The sequence below is a fragment of the Niallia sp. genome (assembly GCF_031978665.1).
Taxonomy (GTDB): Bacteria; Bacillota; Bacilli; order Bacillales; family Cytobacillaceae; genus Niallia.
Map to the genome: position 1 here is coordinate 79,516 of NZ_DALZDK010000005.1, position 17,042 is coordinate 96,557.

Genomic DNA, 17,042 nt, shown 5'->3' on the forward strand with positions numbered 1-17,042 from the left:
CCTCAAAGAGAAGATCTGTCCATAATTGTAATGGAATTATCCTTATTATTAATGATGTAATCGAAGCCTTCTCCTCTAATGAAATATTGCTGTTTATTGTTGCTATAAACAACGTCCTCTTCTGTTAGATTTACATTCTCAGGCTCCAATTCTTCCATGTCATTGATGACAATCCCAGTCACTTTGTCTTGCTCTATTAGATAATAAATACCTTCATATGGCAAGTATAAAGCTGGTTGTCCTTGAAACTCCGTCATTTCTCCACCATTTACATTTTCCTCTAAATCACTTGCATCTGATCCCATGAATGCCATTAAGAATTCATAGGAGCTCTGAACAGTTTCAGAGAAATACGGTGCGAAGCGAGAAGTAACAACCTCACCACTTTCGCTAGTAAAAGAAGAAACGTCTTCTTTGTTGATAAAATACTGTTCATTTTCATACTCTATTTTAGCAACATTAGCATTTTGCGCAATTAATCCCACATTGTTTCCAAATGGTAGCTTTAATTCTGATTCCTTTTTCAAGCTGTCATCTGCATACAAAGTTGTTTCCTCATTGAGGATGATTCCTTCCGCATTGACATTTTCCCATGCTGTTTCCTCAATAGATTTTTCCTTCTCTGCTTCCTTTACAGACATTGTCTCTTTTGCAAATAAATTGGCAGAAGCGATCGTTTTTAATGGTTGATCAATAAATAAAGAAGCTCCACTTAAAAGAATCAAGACAGCGAGAATACTAAGCTGAAGCTTAGACATTATTCCCGTATGGTTTCCTTTTTTTGATTTGGAAGACTTTGAAATAAGACGTGAAGAGTTGTCCTTGCTTTCAAGCGGCCTTTTTCTTCCTTCTTTATGTCTAGTTTGGTAGGTTACTTTTTCCTCTTTAGAAAGCTTATTAAAACGTTCAATAAACTTTTTATATTCAGCCACTACCACTTTTGTTTCATCGAACATTTTTAGTTCGCCATAATGCATCCATATAACACGATCACAAATCTTTTCAATCTGGCCTATCGAGTGACTGACAAAGAATATCGTTTTCCCTTGTTTTTTGAATTCTGTAATTCTATCCACACATTTTTGATAAAATGTCTGATCCCCTACAGATAAAGCTTCATCTATTATTAAAATATCGGGATCATTATGAATAGAAATCGCAAAACCTAACCGGGATTTCATCCCACTTGAGTAGTTTTTGACAGGTTGATCGATAAATTCGCCAATATCTGCAAATTCGACAATCGAATCATACATTTCTTCAATTTCTCTTTTTGTGAAACCCATCATTAAACATTTCAAATAAATATTATCTTTTCCAGTTAGACTGTTATTCAGCCCTGCAGCGATTGCAATAAGAGAAGGTTGTCCATCCATTTCAATTTCCCCAGAAGTTGGCGGAATCATTCTTGCTAATAGATTAGACATGGTAGATTTACCAGAACCGTTTATTCCAACAAATCCAATCGTTTCCCCTTCCATCACATCAAAAGATATATTTCTTACACCATAAAAACTGGACTTACTTTTATTAGGAAAAAACATATCTGTAATTTTTTCTTTTTTACTTGTCGTTAGACTATACTTTTTAGAAACATCATTAAACGAAACCTTGAGATTCATTTATATATAATTCTCCTTTGTTTACTTTAAAGAAAATCGACAAACTTATCCCTAAACTTAAGATGAAGAATAGAACCTGCAAGTAAGAGGATTAACGTTATCAGCCAAAAATAAATCGTATACTTTAAATCTTGGAAAAACCAAACTCCATTTAGGAAACTATTACGATAACCACTTACAATATAATAAAACGGATTTAATTTTAATATCGTTTGAATAGTACTACTCATATGAGATGAATCCCAGAATAAAGGTGTCACAAAAAATAGTAATCTCATAACTGCTTGTAACATTTGCTGGTAATCTCTTATTAACACACTAATAGTAGAATTTAAAAGAGTAAGTGCAAACATAAATACTATCATACTAACTAAATAATAGGGAAATTGCAGCCAATGCAGAGAAGGATATACTCCGTTACTCAATAGCACAATCAGATAAATAGCAACCATGACAAAATGAACGAATAAATTCGATGCAATCGCAACGGACGGTAACGAGCTTATCGGGAAATTCATTTTTGCTACCATATTTATTCGTTTAAATACACTATTAGATCCATCTAGTACGGTAGGACTCATAAAGAACCATGCAATCATTCCTCCTAGCATCCATACGATGAAATCATATTCTCCAACTGGCTGTCCTTTTCGGATCCCAAGACCAAACACAAACCAATAGGCAAATACCTGAATTAAAGGATTTAGCCATTGCCATAAGATACCTAAATAATGTTGCTCATATTTTGATTTTGTTTCATAAATCGCTAAACGAATTATTAAAGGGATTGATCTATACTGTTCTTTTAAGATTATTTTTATTTCATTCATGAAAATCTTCCTCAGTTAAATTAGATTTCTGCGGGCACCATTTGCAAATACAACAAATGTCATTATCCCATAATATAAGAGATTTTTAAAGTGATAATTTGATAACAAAAAAGTACTAGTGTCGTTCCCGTAGCCTTTCTAGTTGGTAAGAAATCAGTTTTTTTAGTATGGAGTCATCCTTTTGATTATACCACTTGTAAGGCATTGTTATGACTCGTGTATATGTACATATAACAACAAATAAAATACTCCTTATAATTTGAAATTTGGTAGTTGTGACCAAATTTCAAATTACAGGAGAATCAACATCTCTATCCTTCCCTTTATACGGTTTGGTAGATTTAGCTATATTACTGGTTATCCATTATTCTCAATGGTTACAAAGGATGATTTATCTGCAACAATATTATTCTTAATGCTATTTAACGTATTATTTTTGATCATAATGCCATTTACTAAATCAATGTGTATATTGACATAGGCACTCGCTTCAGCAGCTTTGCTACCAATAAATTGATTATCCAAAATCTCTACATTCTTTATTTCCGCAACTCCCTCTTCATTTTCGTGACCAGTTAATTTTATATTTTCACTTCTCGTATTTCTAAATAAGTTATTCACAATGAAAATATTCTTTCCAGCTTGTAGCTCTGGGCTTAAGGAAGCATCTCTTCGATAATTTTTTTTGGGAGTTTCCATCAATATTGCACTTTCCGTATTGTAAAAAGTATTTTTGGCAATCGTCACATCTTGATACGCATTTAAATGGATGCCAGCCATTGTCATCCCATTAAATACATTTTGCTGAATTTTAATCTCTTTATTAAATTCAGTTAAGATACCAAGTCCATGATTTCCTACCCCTACTGGCCAAGGACCGAATCCTGCCGTATCACTACGACTAAATGTACAGTTTTGGACTGTCACTTTCTCCGTATGCTTGCCATCAAATTTCCCAAATGCCATAAATCCTTTTTCCGTATGATTTGCGATTTGTATGGCTTCGATGTACCCTTTTGATTGATCTTCGGTTCCATCTTTAAACCCTGTGAAGCGAACATTATCAATTAAAACATTACGAGAGGAGTTTAAGTCGATGGCATGGGAATTATATTGATTTTTTATGACGATATTTCGCAGAATCATCCCCTCTGCTCTCCCTATCCCAAACCATCCACCTGGCACGGCAGAATCAAGGGATTCGTTCATAATATAAGTCCCACCTTCAACGAGGATATTTCCATTTCCATCGTATTCATCATACTCTGCGCCAACATCTCCATTAATCATAAATAAGCCGCTATGCTTTCGAATGATGGTAGTATTATCCGATAAAGATAATCGCGTGTTTTGATAAATTTTAATAATATGATTTAATTGAAAGGTCCCCTCTGGGATAACGACTGTTCCGCCGCCATTATTTTTCACTTCATCTAAGGCTAATTGAATGGCCTTCCAATCATCTTTATTATCATTTGCTCTCGCTCCAAAATCATCAACGATATTTACTTCTAAGTCTTCAAATTTTTCAAAATCCACTGCGCTATATACAAAATTTTTCGTAGACATTTCCCTATTGATCATTTTATGTTGATGAACGACTACTTTCTTAAAATCCACAAATACAAATATAGATATAAGTAATATACTTAGAATTATCAGGACGAAATAAATTTTCTTACTCATGACTCCCCCTATTATTGTACAACCCCTATGTTTATATTCTCATCAAATGCATGAACATAAACATAATCTTATTAAAAATGAAGCAAATACTTCATTCGTTCTCTTGTTTATGCCTTACTCCAAACAACCATTCTTTTCCTTTTTCTTCAAAAGTTCAGGAGTCAGGAAATTTTATTTCCTTTTTTATTACATTATACTCAAAAAAAGAAACGGTCAAGTTTTGCTACGTTCAATCATTTAACACTAGCTGGATATATCCTCTTCAATCTACACATGCTATGATATACCCTCAAATAGTTTTTTTAGCAGAAATCAGATGAATACGGTATACTAACTATTAAAGCTGAAAATAGATAACGGTATATCTTCTATTTTCCTGTAAATGATAACGCCTAAAACCTTGTATCTCTATTGTATTCAACTATAATTGGAAGGAAATATTTTATTCCAATTTATTCTATAGTTGTGATAAAATAACTTACTGAATTTAAGGGGGAGTATTTTTTTATGCCTAAAATTAAAGTAGCTATTATTGGTTCTTGTGTTACTAGAGAGGCCTTTATTACTAGAAATAATCCAAACTATAAAGAATTTTATGAAGTGGGGCCGTTAGCTTGGCAAAGCAGTATTGTTAGTTTTGTGTCACCACCTGTTGATCAGAATGTTTACAATATTGAGCCAAGTGAGGAAATGAATACCCATAGCACGGAAACTATGAGAAGTGACATGGAAAAAACAAGTATCAAAGCGATCGCGGAATATAAACCAGATTATTTGATCGTTGATTTCTACGCAGACGTTCGTTATGGGATTGCGCAAATTGGCGATGCTTTTATCACAAATAATCCAAATAACTTTAGAAAGACCGATTATTTTAAGAACAAACAAGAATTCATTTCTTATCATATGAATTCTAAATATAATGACTATATGGCTATCTTTAAAGAGAACCTTGACAAGTTTATGCAATGGAAATCAGAAACGCTGCCAGAAACGAAGGTAATCTTAAATTGCTTTAGGTATAGTACTCATTATCGTGAAAATGGAGAAGACGTATATTTCGTGAAATACAAAGGTACTAACACAAGAGATGATTTGTACAAGCGTATTTTAAGAGAAAATGATACTTTTGACACATTATATAAGTATGCAATCGAAAAGTATGATTTATTAGCAATCGATAACAGAGATAAAGTATACTATTCAGATGGTAATCATCCGTATGGTGTAAGTCCATGGCATTTTGGAAAAACCTTCTTTCAAGATTTCATGTTAGACCTGCATAGTATTGTGGTAAAAAGCAAATTAGAAGAAAATGCAAAAGCAGTACCAGTATCTCAAGTGTAAAAAGAATCAGGAATAAAGAGCCATCAAGTGTGGCTCTTTTTATTTTAACAAAACGAGATAAATTCGAATCAATAGGTATTTTGAAATAAGAAAAAAAGACCATAAAAAAAGTTACCCTTAAGGTAACTTTTTAATTAATCACTCTTTATTTTCGTTTTCAATAAAATCAATTAGTGCAATTTTATTCATCTCATGCATCACGTTTTCTTGGTAGGCTTTTTCTAAATGCCAAGGCGTTATGCCATATGGATGATTACCGTCTCCAATATACTCAGCATTAAGATTATTAATGAATCTCAACTCCGTATATGTTTCTTCCAGATATGTCTCGATAATCGCAAAATTCTCGTTTTCTTTTTCTAGATAAGGGTATTTACTTAAGTCAAATTCATATAACTTATTATTTTTCATATACTCTTTTGTATATCTAAATTTATTTACGATTATTTTTGTGTTTGGCAAATTTTGATTTTTCCATTCCATAAACTCAGCAAACTTCTTTTTAAAGATTGGAAAATACTCATTAAATTTATTATTTGAATGAATATGATAATCATGCTTCTTCTCTTTGTAGAATGTTGTTTTTCTTAAAGTGGAAGGATTATTCGTGATAAATGTCTCTCCGGCTCTAACAATACCATAACGCACATCTGCATATAGATCGATAATTAAATAATCTGGTTTATATTCTATCATTTGTGTAACGGCGCTCTTATAGATATCGGTGGTTAAAACACCTTTTTTATACTCCGAAAGCTCCTCTGGTAAATCAATAAGGCCTTCGTTTACCTGATTGCTTAAAAAGCTAACAATAGATGTTTGAAAGGCAACTGGCCCTATTTGGTACATTCTTTTGTATTCAGGATTATTAACCGTTGTAAAAGCCTCTCTTGAAACACATGATCCAATAATTGAAATCTTTACTTTATCCAATTTCATTCCCCTTCGTTATATAATTTTATGACGTTAAATGATTTTAGAGTTTTATAATATTATTGTAACAAACAAAAAACTATTTTTCCTGCATCGTACTAAAAACATGGATAATTCGGATGTGCATATATGCCTATGATAACATTTACATATTCATTAAACCAACTGATTTGCTAATAAAAAAATAGGAGATCACGTTTCTATCATTATCTATTGAATGGTTCTATATACTAAATCAAAATTAGTATACCCTAAATGCATTTACTCCCACTAGGTATTTTATCACTTTTCTCGCTATTTCCGACTAGTTAAATATGACTATTTACGGAACAAAAATATATAGCCATCAAAATTGCTGATAGGCTATATATTTATGAAAGATATTATTTAACAATAAGCTTCTGCGTTTTTAAGACAAAATTATATACAGCCCTATTTTTTCTTAATATCGCTTTTAATTTATTTGTATATCGATTATTTCTTAATCTTTCAGCAAAGCTTCTTTCTTGTCTAAGCGCTAGCTTTTTACTGTTTTTCATAATGGCAGTGAATGTTCGCTTACAGTTATTCTTATCCACATATTTAAAGTAATGCTTTCGATACTTTCCGTACTCTTCTTTCTCCTCAAAGTCCCGATTAGCATATTCCTGTATTCCATTGATTAAATGCTCTAAATCAAATGCTCGATCGCCAAATAAATCCTTATCCATATCAAGATAGCTGCCTTGGTACATATTATATTCATCAATATCAAACTGGTAGAATAAAATTGGCTTTCTCATATGGAACATTTCCCATGCCACACTAGAATAATCGGTAACCAGCATAGAAGAATGCATTAGTAATTCATTAACCTTTTCTTCGCCATATTGATAGATCTTTACATTCTTATTATCTGTCTTAAATTTGTCGACATAATCCTTAAATTTAGGATGAATGTAAAACTGCAGCTTAATATTTTTTTCCTCTAATAGTGCATTAAGCTTTGGCGAAGTAAGTAAGCCCGTGTAATTCTTATAATAATCGGTGTTAATAAATTTTTCTTCTGGTAGGTCATCCATCCATGTTCTCCATGTTGGCATGACGAAAATTACTTTTTCTTTGTTTTGTTGTGACTTATCCTCTAGTACATCCCATCGGCTTAGCCCTGTCACAATTACCTCTTTATCGTTATATCCAAAGCTATCTTTAATAATATTTTTTTCATAATCAGAGGAAACAACAAAGAGATCGACAAAGTTTTTGCCTGTCTTTCTAAATACATGGTCTACTTTCTTCAACGCAATAACGCCATGCTGTAAGAAGACATGCTTCTTCGTTTCTAGCGCTCTTCTCAGACGGCCTTTTTCAATTCGAATATCATAGGCATGTCCTTTGGATTCGGAGGATACTAATAATTCCGCTGCATATACATAAAGCATATGCTTAAAGCTCATATAATCAATAACCTTATCTTCCATGCCCTCTAAATTCGAATAATCTGGCGAGTCTTTTTTCATGATGTAATAGAAGTTTTTCTTTTTGTTATTGTCATAGCAATACTTAAAGAAAAAGTAGCCATTATCCTGTGCACCTTCTGAGAACTTTTCAAACCCTAACCAGATAGACTTTCTTTCAAAATAAGGCTTGAACAGCTTGTACGTATAATAAGCGAGATTTTCCTTTATTTTGTACGATAAGCCTTCATGGACTTCTTTCTTCTTATATCCAAAAGCTAATGTATTAACCGAAGTAATATACGGATAAACAAAGAAACCATTATCGTATTCGTATGAATAGCGAATAACTCTGTTCGTAATCGTTTTTCTTACTTTCGGTGCTGGGTTTTTAAGCTTTTGCAGATAGTTCTCCCCATCTACCGTAATTACTACAAATAAGTCCCAATAGTAATTCTGAAGCTCTAAATCCTTTAAATCAATGCGATAGCTAACCTTTGATGTATTCTTATTGATTTTCGTCTGTTCAGCTGGGAATGTATACTCAATATCTTCAATCTTATCGCGATATTTAAAGATAAATTGATTGACTTGATAATTGTCGCACTCCGGAAGCTCAAGAATCACATCTCCGCTAATGATGCCCTTTTTCATGCCGAATTTTTCAATAGACATCTTCGATTTTAACTTTTCATTATATAAAGCTTGTTCCGGACGAATGATGATCGCCAGTTCATTCTTAATCGTTAAATATGGTGTGACGACATTCGTGCTATCTGCCTTTATCGATGAAAAATAGCGTTTATGAGACGGTAGCTCTTGCTTATCAAAGCAGCCTATTTTATTAAATTCAATACGACCTTGATTATTTAGCTCTAAGAATAAATCCCAACGAGAAACCTCATTTTGATAAGAGTCAATAAAGGTAGATAAATCTACTGTAACCAAACCAGTTGAATTATCGACTACCACGTCTTGCCACCAAATGTCCTTGGATTTTCTTTCTCTAAACATCAATCTTCCACTGCTAATATTTCGATTAAAAGCATTCATTTTAAATGATAGTAACTGCCCAGTTACTTGTACATTTTCAATTGTGCTTTGTCCAGATTCCTTTTTATATACTTCTCTATTATAAACGGCTTCCCCACCAATAAGAAAAGCGAGCTCATTTAAACCAGTAAGATACGTAATGACACTTTTCTTAGCTTTTACCTTTACTGGCTTCATATGTCGATTAATTGGTGCTTCAATCACTTCATCTTCTTTTTTGATTTCATATACAAAGACAGTCTTGTTTTTGTACAATTTCAAATAGATTTTCCAACGTTGCCCATTGGAAAAAATCCCTTCCGAAAACATTCTCTCTAAATGGAAGCGAAGTTGATTCTCATTATTAAATGTTGCTTCTTTATGATGCAAAGTAACCATTTGAGCCGTCTTTACATTTTTTATAAGGATCGCATAGGATTCAAAGTCCTTTACCATCTTCCCTGCTTTAAGATCAACATTTAATACACTGCTGTCTTGTTGATAATTCTTAATGAATAAGGTATTGCGTTTTACATGTAAATTCTGTTTGTCCAAGAGATGATCATCGGTAACCATAAACGTGAATACCCCTTTATCGTTTACATAAGGAGCAACCTTTTTATCTCTTCTTACTTTAAAAGGTTTAAACTTATTCTTTTGGTCTAAAGTTAAACGATAATCAATCTTTGCATCCTTTGTTTTCGCCATCAAGAATAAATTATACTCAGAACTTAATTCGTAATTTTTCATATTAGATAAATCAATTTCAAACTCAGAAGGTTTATTAGCTTGGAAAGTATAATTTACAGGAATAAACTTCTTTTCATCTCTATTATATAAAGCAATGAAATAAGGAGTATCATCTGCAATGATCATATCAGCTATCTTAAATTTAACTTTGGATTTTGTAATCTTCACATTACTAATCGTCAACTTTTCTTTAACAGCTTCACAATAGGACGCAAAGACCGCTGGAGCATTTCCATACATGATGGACAAATTCCCTTTTTGCGTAATATACGGCACAGCAACTCTAGTATTGCTAATCTTATACATGGAAGAAGAGAAATTACTTGTAGCATTTTCACTATTAAAGTTCTTAAAGTATACTCTCTTTCTTTTTCCATCAATTACCAGGTGGACATCAATGATATTCTTATGCAATTGGTTAAATGGAATTTTCGCTACATTTATTTCTAAAACCGTTCTGCCATTTTTCGCCTCTAATAAAGGTGTTAGGGTTCTGTGTTTTTTTGTAGCTCTGTTTGTCAAATAAACTTCAACTTTATGATTATTAATTTCAGTCGGTTCAACATCTAGTCGAAGATAATTATCTATTAGCTCGTAGCCAAGAATAGATATTGATTTCATACTCTCACGCCTTTACTTATTAATTTCATTATCTATATTTTATGTATTAGTATTATAAAAATAGATTTTATCTATTTGTCAAAAAAATAAAAAATAGTGTTTGTAAATAAACACTGCAAGCTTTTTAATCCATATCCAAATTCCAGCTTTTATTGAAAACACCCTTAGAAAAAAATCCCTATACCACAAATAATTGTAAATTTCCAATAATTAGCTAGCTATTTTTTACGCTTTTTCATTCTATCATATTCTTTTATTTTTTTAGACATATTCTGATAAATATTACATAATATATCCAAAACGTAATCTTTATGAAATATTATGGCTTACTTTACCTTAAATAATCTGAGATTTCAATAATCCATTCTCAGTATTTTTTCTAGTGAAATTTGTCAAGGTTTCTTGTTTATTGACAGAAGATAGGAGAGGATGGGAGGGAAGGAGTTCGTTTCTTTCATATATACACTCTGGTAAAAAAATGAAGATAACTACTGTCTATTTATTTCCATCGAGTAACAAAATTTCCGATAAACGATTGTTTATTTTTTTCTAAAGTAAAATTTTTTCTTCTATTATATATTCCCAATTTTGCACGTAGAAAATACAGCTGAACACCAGCCATTATATTCCAATAATAGAAGTTCAATGATTCATTGTCCTTTATTAAAAATACAGATGAAGGGATTACAGTTTGACCTAGGATAGGACCATATTACTTGCATTTCTTTTCTCAAAATTTTATCGTTCCTCTACGGGTAATTAGTCCCCCACTATTTGAAAAATAACTTTTCGAAACTTTGTTTATTTAATTTCTTATTATTAATTGAATTGCCTCCAGCTCTTGAAGACATTTATATAAATTTTTCAGTAGTTACTTGGAGAAAAAATTAAAGGAGTAGATCATTCACATAAGCTCTTGATTTTTCACGGAAATGCGAGGAATAAATTAGAAAATTGTAGGCATCTTGAGTGAAGACACCTACAATTAGGAAAAAAACATCCATCACCTTATACTTTGAAATTCTATACATACTCTATTGCGAAGCAAAAGCATCTCCCCCACAACTTCCTACTTCCCGATTAAACTCATCCATCATTTTACGCCATGCCGTTTCAAGGCTTGAGTCTAGATTAAATAGACCGGAGCTGCCGACTATGAATACTTCCGCTCCTGCATCTGCGAGCTTTTTATACGTTTTTCGATTACAGGAACCATCAATCGTAATCATATAATGATAGTTATTCGTTTTTTTCCATAATTTTGCTTGTTTTATTTTGTCTATCATCTCTGCTATGAACGATTGACCCGCAAATCCAGGATCTACCGTCATGATGGTTAGCATATCCGCATAATGCAAATAAGGAAGAGCTGCTTCTAAGGGGGTTTCTGGATTTAAGACTACGCCAAACTTTTTCCCTCTTTTTCTAATCTGTTCGATTAATCGAAAGGCCTTACCATTAATGGTTTCAACATGTAAACTAATAAAATCTGCGCCTGCATCAATCGTCTCATCAAGAAAATCCTCTGGGTTTTCTACCATTAAATGAGCATCAATTGGTAAGGTAGCAAGTTTTTTTAGCTCTTTGATAAAGAAGGGAGACAACGTGATATTTTTAACAAAATGACCATCCATAATATCCACATGGTAAAAATTCGCATAGCTATTTAACAATGTGACTTGCTCTTTAAAGCTAGATATATCCATACACATTAATGAGGGGGAAAATTTATACATTTCATCTCGCCTCCATTTTTTTAACCTATGGAACTTCTGCTAATCCAATCATATCCATCGCCTGGGAAATGGCTACTATCGCTTCATCTTCATCTGCTCCGTCAGCTATAATGATAAGCTCGGATCCAAAGGGGATTCCTAATGACATCACGCCCATAATTGATTTTAAATTGACTATTGTTTCATTAAACTCCAAGTGTATATCTGCTACAAATTTAGATGCTAATTTAACTAACGCCATAGCTGGACGAGCGTGAATACCTCCAACATCTACGACTTTAAACTTTTTTTCAGCCATCTCTCGCACCACCTTGCTAAGTATGGAAAATTTCTTCCTTATCCATAATTGACCTATTCTAAATTTGCATGATTATTTTTAATCTCTTCTTCATTAAAAGTCATGCGATCCATAATTTCATAAGTAAGGGCATCTCCCATGATATAAAGAACCTGTTCAAACAATGTAGACATCGGCTGAAAAGAATGAAATTCATCTGGAAGACCCAATTTCGTTTTGCAAGGAATTCGAAGAGAATAATCTGCCAAAGTTCCTGCACTACTATCTGGATTGCTTCCAATATAAAGAACATCTACCTTTAAACTCTTTGCTTTTTCGGCTATTTTTACAGGAATAATGCTTTCTCCAGAAGAGGAAGCTACAATTAATAAATCTCCCTTTAAAACTGCTGCTTCCGTTTCGCTGCCTACATAATTTATATCGATTCCTAAGTGTCGAAGCCGTTTAACCCATGCCTTAAGAGAAATAAGGACACGTCCAACCCCAACAACAAGCACCCTATTCGCCTGAATAATAAGTTCTGCCGATTGAGTAACTTCTTTCTGATTTACTAATTCACAAACAGCCTCCATTTCTGAGAGTATCCTTTTGGCATAATTCACTTCTTCCCCCTCCTTACTTGCTGTTTGAGTAAATAGCTTTGCAAATAGAAATTTTTCTTTCATATATATGATCAAATAATGTTCCTAAATGGTCTAGATTCGATCTATGGGTGATTAAATCGGAAACAACGAGGTTCCCTTCATCCATCATATCCACTGTATATCTCCATTCATTAACCGGTGCATCTAGATAATAGGAATTCCAGACTCCTTTTAAAATGATTTCCTTTCGCAAAATATCACTATGATTCGCGAGAGAAATGGTTGTATCCTTATGGGGATTTCCAAGCAAGGCTATGCTTCCAAAGGTTCGAACACATTCTACTGCCGTGTTGATGCCATTGGAGGTTCCGGTTCCTTCTATTACCACATCGGCTCCTATTCCATTTGTCAAATGAAGAATGACCTCCTTGCAGTTCTCCTTTAAGGAATGAACCGCCTGAAGTCCTCTGCTTTTTGCAAAGTTTACTTTTTCATCCGTTATATCAACAACTACAACATTTTTAGCCCCAAATAACCTTGCCCATCTTGCCATTAATATGCCTATTGGACCTGCCCCTAAAATGACAACTGTATCACCAGCCTTTACCTCTCCTTTTCGAAGGGCATGCTGAGCAACCGTTGCTGGCTCTACTAAAGACAGGGATTCCTTCGAAATATTGGGATTATTGGAAAAAACTAAGTGCCACTTAGAAGGAAGGAGACAATATTCTGCAAATCCTCCATCACTTCTTGATCCTAAATAATTATAGTTTTTGCATTGTGCATAATTCCCCGTCAGACAGCATTCACATGTAAGGCAAGGAATCAAAGGGAATATCGCTCCTGTTTTCCCAATCAACTCTCGATCTTCCTCATCTCCAACTTCGACTACCGTTCCAGAAAACTCATGGCCTAACGTGACAGGAAATACCCTTGTACCCAGTTCATACACTCTCGGAATATCGGAGCCACATATTCCACAAGCTTCCACCTTTACAAGAATTTCGCTTCCCTTTGGTACCGGCTTTTCCACTTCATTTAACGTAAATTGATTGATCCCATGCAGTCTCATTGCTTTCATCTGAATTACTCCTTTATCCATCTCCGTTCCATTTTTCGGTAACGTGAAATGGTAATTATTCATATGACATGTTCCTTCACAAGAGATTTTTAATTTCTATCACTTTTTCCGAGGGAATAATGTGGATAGATGTTTCGATTCCTTTATCTAAGAACTCCTTCAATACTTTCCTTTCATCTTCTGTCGCTGCAATATTTTTATATAATGTCTTTCGCTCAGCATTTAGGCCCATTCCGCCAATATTAATTTTTTCAAAAGGAATGCCTGCATCGACCAGAGGTTTTAGCGTAAGTGGAGTTTTGACTAGAATAAAGGTTGGCACCTTTTGTTCTTCCTGTAACTCCTTCAATGCTCTCTCTTCATTTAAGACCTGCACCTTTACTCCACTAGGAGCAGCCAATTCTAGAATACTAATCATAAATTCGTCGTCTGCCACTTTATTGTCGATAATAATGATTTTCTTGGCAGGCATTACCTTCATCCATGCGGTCATGACCTGGCCATGTATTAATCGATCATCAATTCTCACTAAGTTCACGTTTTTCATCCGATCTTCTCCTTATGTTTTTTGATTTCTTTTCGGTAAGACTCTTATCCCATTCCTTCCGAATTCCAAAGCACTTTGTGCTAATGCTGATATATCACTGTTTGCTTCTCTCTCCAATGAAAGATGCATTAACATAGGCATATTCATGCCCGTGATAATTTCAACATTACACTCTTTGCTTATTAAGCCTATTTGGTTATACGGCGTGCCCCCAAGTAAATCTACTAATACAAGTACACCCTTTCCATCATCTAACTCGTTAACTGCTTGCTTCACTCTTTCTCCAAATACATCTGGACTTTCTCCCTCCTCTAATGCAACTGCTAGGACTCTTTCCATTTTTCCGGAAATCATTGCTGTACTATCTAACAGCTGTTTACTTAAATTCCCGTGACTTAGCAGCAGAATTCCAATCATATCCTCATCTCCTTCGCAACATTTTCTATTCAAGAAACGAACTAGGCTGTTCGAAAAGTTTAATAGTATTTAAGTCTTTGCAAAAATAGAGCAACTTTCGGACAGCCCGCTATCCTTCCCTATTAATCTCTTTTTGATTTATCCCGTAATGGTTAAAATTCCTAAATAAGAAGCAGCAATTCCTGCAACAAATAAAATCGCAATAATATAGGTTGGGTTCATTTTTTTCGATATTAATTTCCAAATAATTAATGTGGTTACTAATGGAAGAATTCCTGGCAGTAAAGAATCTAGTACTCCCTGCAATTCAAAACCAACTTCTCCCACTTTGAAATTTATCGGTGTCATAATGCCCACTCTGCTTGCTGCCATATTACCTACAACCATTAATCCAATAATGCTGAATACTTCCGTAATTTTATTTAGAGTACCAGCCTTTAAAAACTTCAAAATCGATGTTTTCCCTTGTTTATAGCCCATCATGTACATCGTATATCCCATGGAAAGCATGATTATTTTATATAATATTTCAAAAATAATTGGACCAGCAAAGTTACCTGCAATCGCTAAACTACAGGCGATGCCAGCTAAGATTGGATAAACGATTCCTTGCGAAATGGTATCCCCTATCCCCGCCATAGGTCCCATTAATCCCGTTCTTACAGAGTTAATATCCTCTGCTGTTATCTCTTTGCTTTTAGAAGATTGCTCTTCCATGGAAGCAGATATCCCATGTATTACTGTTCCAAAGTAAGAAGGCTCCGTATTGAAAAACACCATATACTTCTTTAAAGCTGCTGCTTGATCTTTTTTATTTTTATATAATCTTCTTACAATCGGAATCATTGCATTTGTAGTGCCAAGTGCTTGAAGTCTTTCATAGTTATAACAGGTTTCACTGGAATAACCGAGTAGCCAATGTTTAATGAGATCGGACTTTCTTAATGACGGAAGCTCGTTTTGTGGAGGCTGGATTTCTTCTATATCTTTCTTATCATTCATCCTTATGCATTCCCTTCTGCTTCATTTTTTTTATTTGAAAACAGATAGATTAATACACCAATCGCAGCGGCAAATATCGTTATTGCCATAATGTCTAATTTCAGATAAATCGTCGCAAAATACCCGACAAAGAAGAAGGCAACTAGTTTCTTCTTTCCTAAATAGTTTAGTAGCATCGCTATTCCTAGTGCAGGCATTAAAGCACCCACTACTTCTAAAGCAGAGATTAAGGACTTCGGTAATGCATCTAACATATTTGTAGCAAATGTTCCTCCAAAATATACAAGTATAAATGCTGGAACTCCATAAAGCAGGAAGCTTAAGATGCCCGATGGTAAATAGTTCATTAATCTAAGCCCAGTGATATTCCCTTCCTCTAGGTATTTATCTGCCTTATGAATCCAAAAGCTATTAATTGTCATATACGCTTGGTTAATAAATATTCCTAATAAACTAAATGGAACGGCAAAGGTAGGTGCTAATTTAGGATCAGCTCCCGATAATAACGTCAATGCTGTTCCAAAAACCCCCGCGGCCATTAAATTCCCCGGCATTGTTCCTCCTGCTGTTATCCATCCCAAATAGGTGAGCTGAATATATGCAGCAGCCTTCATTCCTTCTATTGGCTCACCCATCGCTAATGCAACTAAAAACCCTACCCATATCGGATATAACCAAGTTCTTGTGATGACATGGCTCACCCACCACTGACTTAAAGTAGAAATAATCGCTACAATAAATGCTGATATAAACATTTCCTTACACCCCTTCCTCAAATTAAACTTCAAAGAAAACGCAGGAAAACACTTGATAACCTATGTTGGCCTCACCTCCTCTAATTTTTTCCTACTACTCCTCAAGGGAATCGATAAATCTGCATATCTCATCAACCGTTTGTTTTTCATCTTCTCCAATAGCCTTAATGACAAGAAAAGCATTCTCCCTTAATTCTCCTTCTAACAAACTGAAAATATCTTTTGGGTCAATCATAATGGTGCCATTCATTATCTTAACCTCACTTTTAAAACGCTTACATTTTTCAACTAACTCAAATGCCGGTCTTGCATGCAAACCACTAGGATTATTAATTACTATTTCTCTCCTATACATATTTTCATCC

At 34.0% G+C, this 17,042-nt stretch carries 15 protein-coding genes; 1 reads left to right on the top strand and 14 read right to left on the bottom strand.

Features of this window, described 5'->3' with window-relative positions; all coding sequences use genetic code 11:
* Positions 1-2 precede the first annotated feature (2 nt).
* From RTL21_RS04045 to RTL21_RS04055, 3 genes are all read right to left on the bottom strand, one after another.
* Positions 3-1,622, bottom strand: coding sequence for an ATP-binding cassette domain-containing protein (locus RTL21_RS04045; protein WP_312093564.1), 1,620 nt, complete (start codon positions 1,620-1,622; stop codon positions 3-5).
* Positions 1,623-1,648: 26 nt separating this feature from the next.
* Complete coding sequence (locus tag RTL21_RS04050; protein ID WP_312093566.1) at positions 1,649-2,452, bottom strand: ABC transporter permease; 804 nt, start codon at positions 2,450-2,452, stop codon at positions 1,649-1,651.
* A 357-nt stretch (positions 2,453-2,809) separates the two neighbouring features.
* Positions 2,810-4,021: a glycosyl hydrolase family 28-related protein gene (locus RTL21_RS04055; protein WP_312093568.1), complete on the bottom strand. Its 1,212-nt coding sequence runs from the start codon at positions 4,019-4,021 to the stop codon at positions 2,810-2,812.
* Positions 4,022-4,645: 624 nt separating this feature from the next.
* Here RTL21_RS04055 and RTL21_RS04060 point away from each other — a divergent pair.
* Positions 4,646-5,485, top strand: coding sequence for a DUF6270 domain-containing protein (locus tag RTL21_RS04060; RefSeq protein ID WP_312093570.1), 840 nt, complete (start codon positions 4,646-4,648; stop codon positions 5,483-5,485).
* A gap of 138 nt (positions 5,486-5,623) precedes the next feature.
* Here the strand turns inward: RTL21_RS04060 and RTL21_RS04065 are convergent, their stop codons facing one another.
* The 11 genes from RTL21_RS04065 to RTL21_RS04115 all read right to left on the bottom strand — a co-directional run bounded on the left by RTL21_RS04065 (position 5,624) and on the right by RTL21_RS04115 (position 17,032).
* Positions 5,624-6,418 carry a DUF6270 domain-containing protein gene (locus RTL21_RS04065; protein WP_312093572.1) on the bottom strand — a complete coding sequence of 265 codons (795 nt, stop codon included), beginning with the start codon at positions 6,416-6,418 and terminating at the stop codon, positions 5,624-5,626.
* A gap of 383 nt (positions 6,419-6,801) precedes the next feature.
* The gene (locus RTL21_RS04070) at positions 6,802-10,257 is read right to left on the bottom strand and encodes a CDP-glycerol glycerophosphotransferase family protein (RefSeq protein ID WP_312093574.1); all 3,456 of its coding nucleotides are present in this window, start codon (positions 10,255-10,257) and stop codon (positions 6,802-6,804) included.
* 1,034 nt (positions 10,258-11,291) lie between these two features.
* Positions 11,292-11,993 carry a D-allulose 6-phosphate 3-epimerase gene (gene alsE / locus RTL21_RS04075; protein ID WP_312093576.1) on the bottom strand — a complete coding sequence of 234 codons (702 nt, stop codon included), beginning with the start codon at positions 11,991-11,993 and terminating at the stop codon, positions 11,292-11,294.
* Between the two features lie 25 nt (positions 11,994-12,018).
* On the bottom strand, positions 12,019-12,291 hold the full coding sequence (locus tag RTL21_RS04080) for a phosphocarrier protein HPr (RefSeq protein ID WP_312093578.1): 273 nt from the start codon (positions 12,289-12,291) through the stop codon (positions 12,019-12,021).
* 53 nt (positions 12,292-12,344) lie between these two features.
* Positions 12,345-12,893: an SIS domain-containing protein gene (locus tag RTL21_RS04085; protein ID WP_312093580.1), complete on the bottom strand. Its 549-nt coding sequence runs from the start codon at positions 12,891-12,893 to the stop codon at positions 12,345-12,347.
* Between the two features lie 13 nt (positions 12,894-12,906).
* A complete protein-coding gene (locus tag RTL21_RS04090; RefSeq protein WP_312093582.1) occupies positions 12,907-14,019 on the bottom strand; it encodes a galactitol-1-phosphate 5-dehydrogenase in 1,113 nt (370 codons plus the stop codon).
* A 13-nt stretch (positions 14,020-14,032) separates the two neighbouring features.
* Positions 14,033-14,503: a PTS sugar transporter subunit IIB gene (locus RTL21_RS04095; RefSeq protein ID WP_312093584.1), complete on the bottom strand. Its 471-nt coding sequence runs from the start codon at positions 14,501-14,503 to the stop codon at positions 14,033-14,035.
* A gap of 12 nt (positions 14,504-14,515) precedes the next feature.
* The gene (locus RTL21_RS04100) at positions 14,516-14,920 is read right to left on the bottom strand and encodes a PTS sugar transporter subunit IIA (protein ID WP_312093586.1); all 405 of its coding nucleotides are present in this window, start codon (positions 14,918-14,920) and stop codon (positions 14,516-14,518) included.
* A gap of 138 nt (positions 14,921-15,058) precedes the next feature.
* On the bottom strand, positions 15,059-15,922 hold the full coding sequence (locus RTL21_RS04105; RefSeq protein ID WP_312093588.1) for a PTS system mannose/fructose/sorbose family transporter subunit IID: 864 nt from the start codon (positions 15,920-15,922) through the stop codon (positions 15,059-15,061).
* A 2-nt stretch (positions 15,923-15,924) separates the two neighbouring features.
* Positions 15,925-16,677, bottom strand: a complete 753-nt coding sequence (locus RTL21_RS04110) for a PTS mannose/fructose/sorbose/N-acetylgalactosamine transporter subunit IIC (RefSeq protein WP_312093590.1) — start codon at positions 16,675-16,677, stop codon at positions 15,925-15,927.
* Positions 16,678-16,771: 94 nt separating this feature from the next.
* Positions 16,772-17,032, bottom strand: a complete 261-nt coding sequence (locus RTL21_RS04115; RefSeq protein WP_312093592.1) for an HPr family phosphocarrier protein — start codon at positions 17,030-17,032, stop codon at positions 16,772-16,774.
* Positions 17,033-17,042 lie beyond the last annotated feature (10 nt).

Bases quoted from the DNA above. Each gene is read 5' to 3' on its own strand.
- RTL21_RS04045 (WP_312093564.1), bottom strand. From the start codon at position 1,622: ATGAATCTCAAGGTTTCGTTTAATGATGTTTCTAAAAAGTATAGTCTA.
- RTL21_RS04050 (WP_312093566.1), bottom strand. From the start codon at position 2,452: ATGAATGAAATAAAAATAATCTTAAAAGAACAGTATAGATCAATCCCT.
- RTL21_RS04055 (WP_312093568.1), bottom strand. From the start codon at position 4,021: ATGTCTACGAAAAATTTTGTATATAGCGCAGTGGATTTTGAAAAATTT.
- RTL21_RS04060 (WP_312093570.1), top strand. From the start codon at position 4,646: ATGCCTAAAATTAAAGTAGCTATTATTGGTTCTTGTGTTACTAGAGAG.
- RTL21_RS04070 (WP_312093574.1), bottom strand. From the start codon at position 10,257: ATGAAATCAATATCTATTCTTGGCTACGAGCTAATAGATAATTATCTT.
- alsE (WP_312093576.1), bottom strand. From the start codon at position 11,993: ATGTATAAATTTTCCCCCTCATTAATGTGTATGGATATATCTAGCTTT.
- RTL21_RS04080 (WP_312093578.1), bottom strand. From the start codon at position 12,291: ATGGCTGAAAAAAAGTTTAAAGTCGTAGATGTTGGAGGTATTCACGCT.
- RTL21_RS04090 (WP_312093582.1), bottom strand. From the start codon at position 14,019: ATGAATAATTACCATTTCACGTTACCGAAAAATGGAACGGAGATGGAT.
- RTL21_RS04095 (WP_312093584.1), bottom strand. From the start codon at position 14,503: ATGAAAAACGTGAACTTAGTGAGAATTGATGATCGATTAATACATGGC.
- RTL21_RS04100 (WP_312093586.1), bottom strand. From the start codon at position 14,920: ATGATTGGAATTCTGCTGCTAAGTCACGGGAATTTAAGTAAACAGCTG.
- RTL21_RS04105 (WP_312093588.1), bottom strand. From the start codon at position 15,922: ATGAATGATAAGAAAGATATAGAAGAAATCCAGCCTCCACAAAACGAG.
- RTL21_RS04110 (WP_312093590.1), bottom strand. From the start codon at position 16,677: ATGTTTATATCAGCATTTATTGTAGCGATTATTTCTACTTTAAGTCAG.
- RTL21_RS04115 (WP_312093592.1), bottom strand. From the start codon at position 17,032: ATGTATAGGAGAGAAATAGTAATTAATAATCCTAGTGGTTTGCATGCA.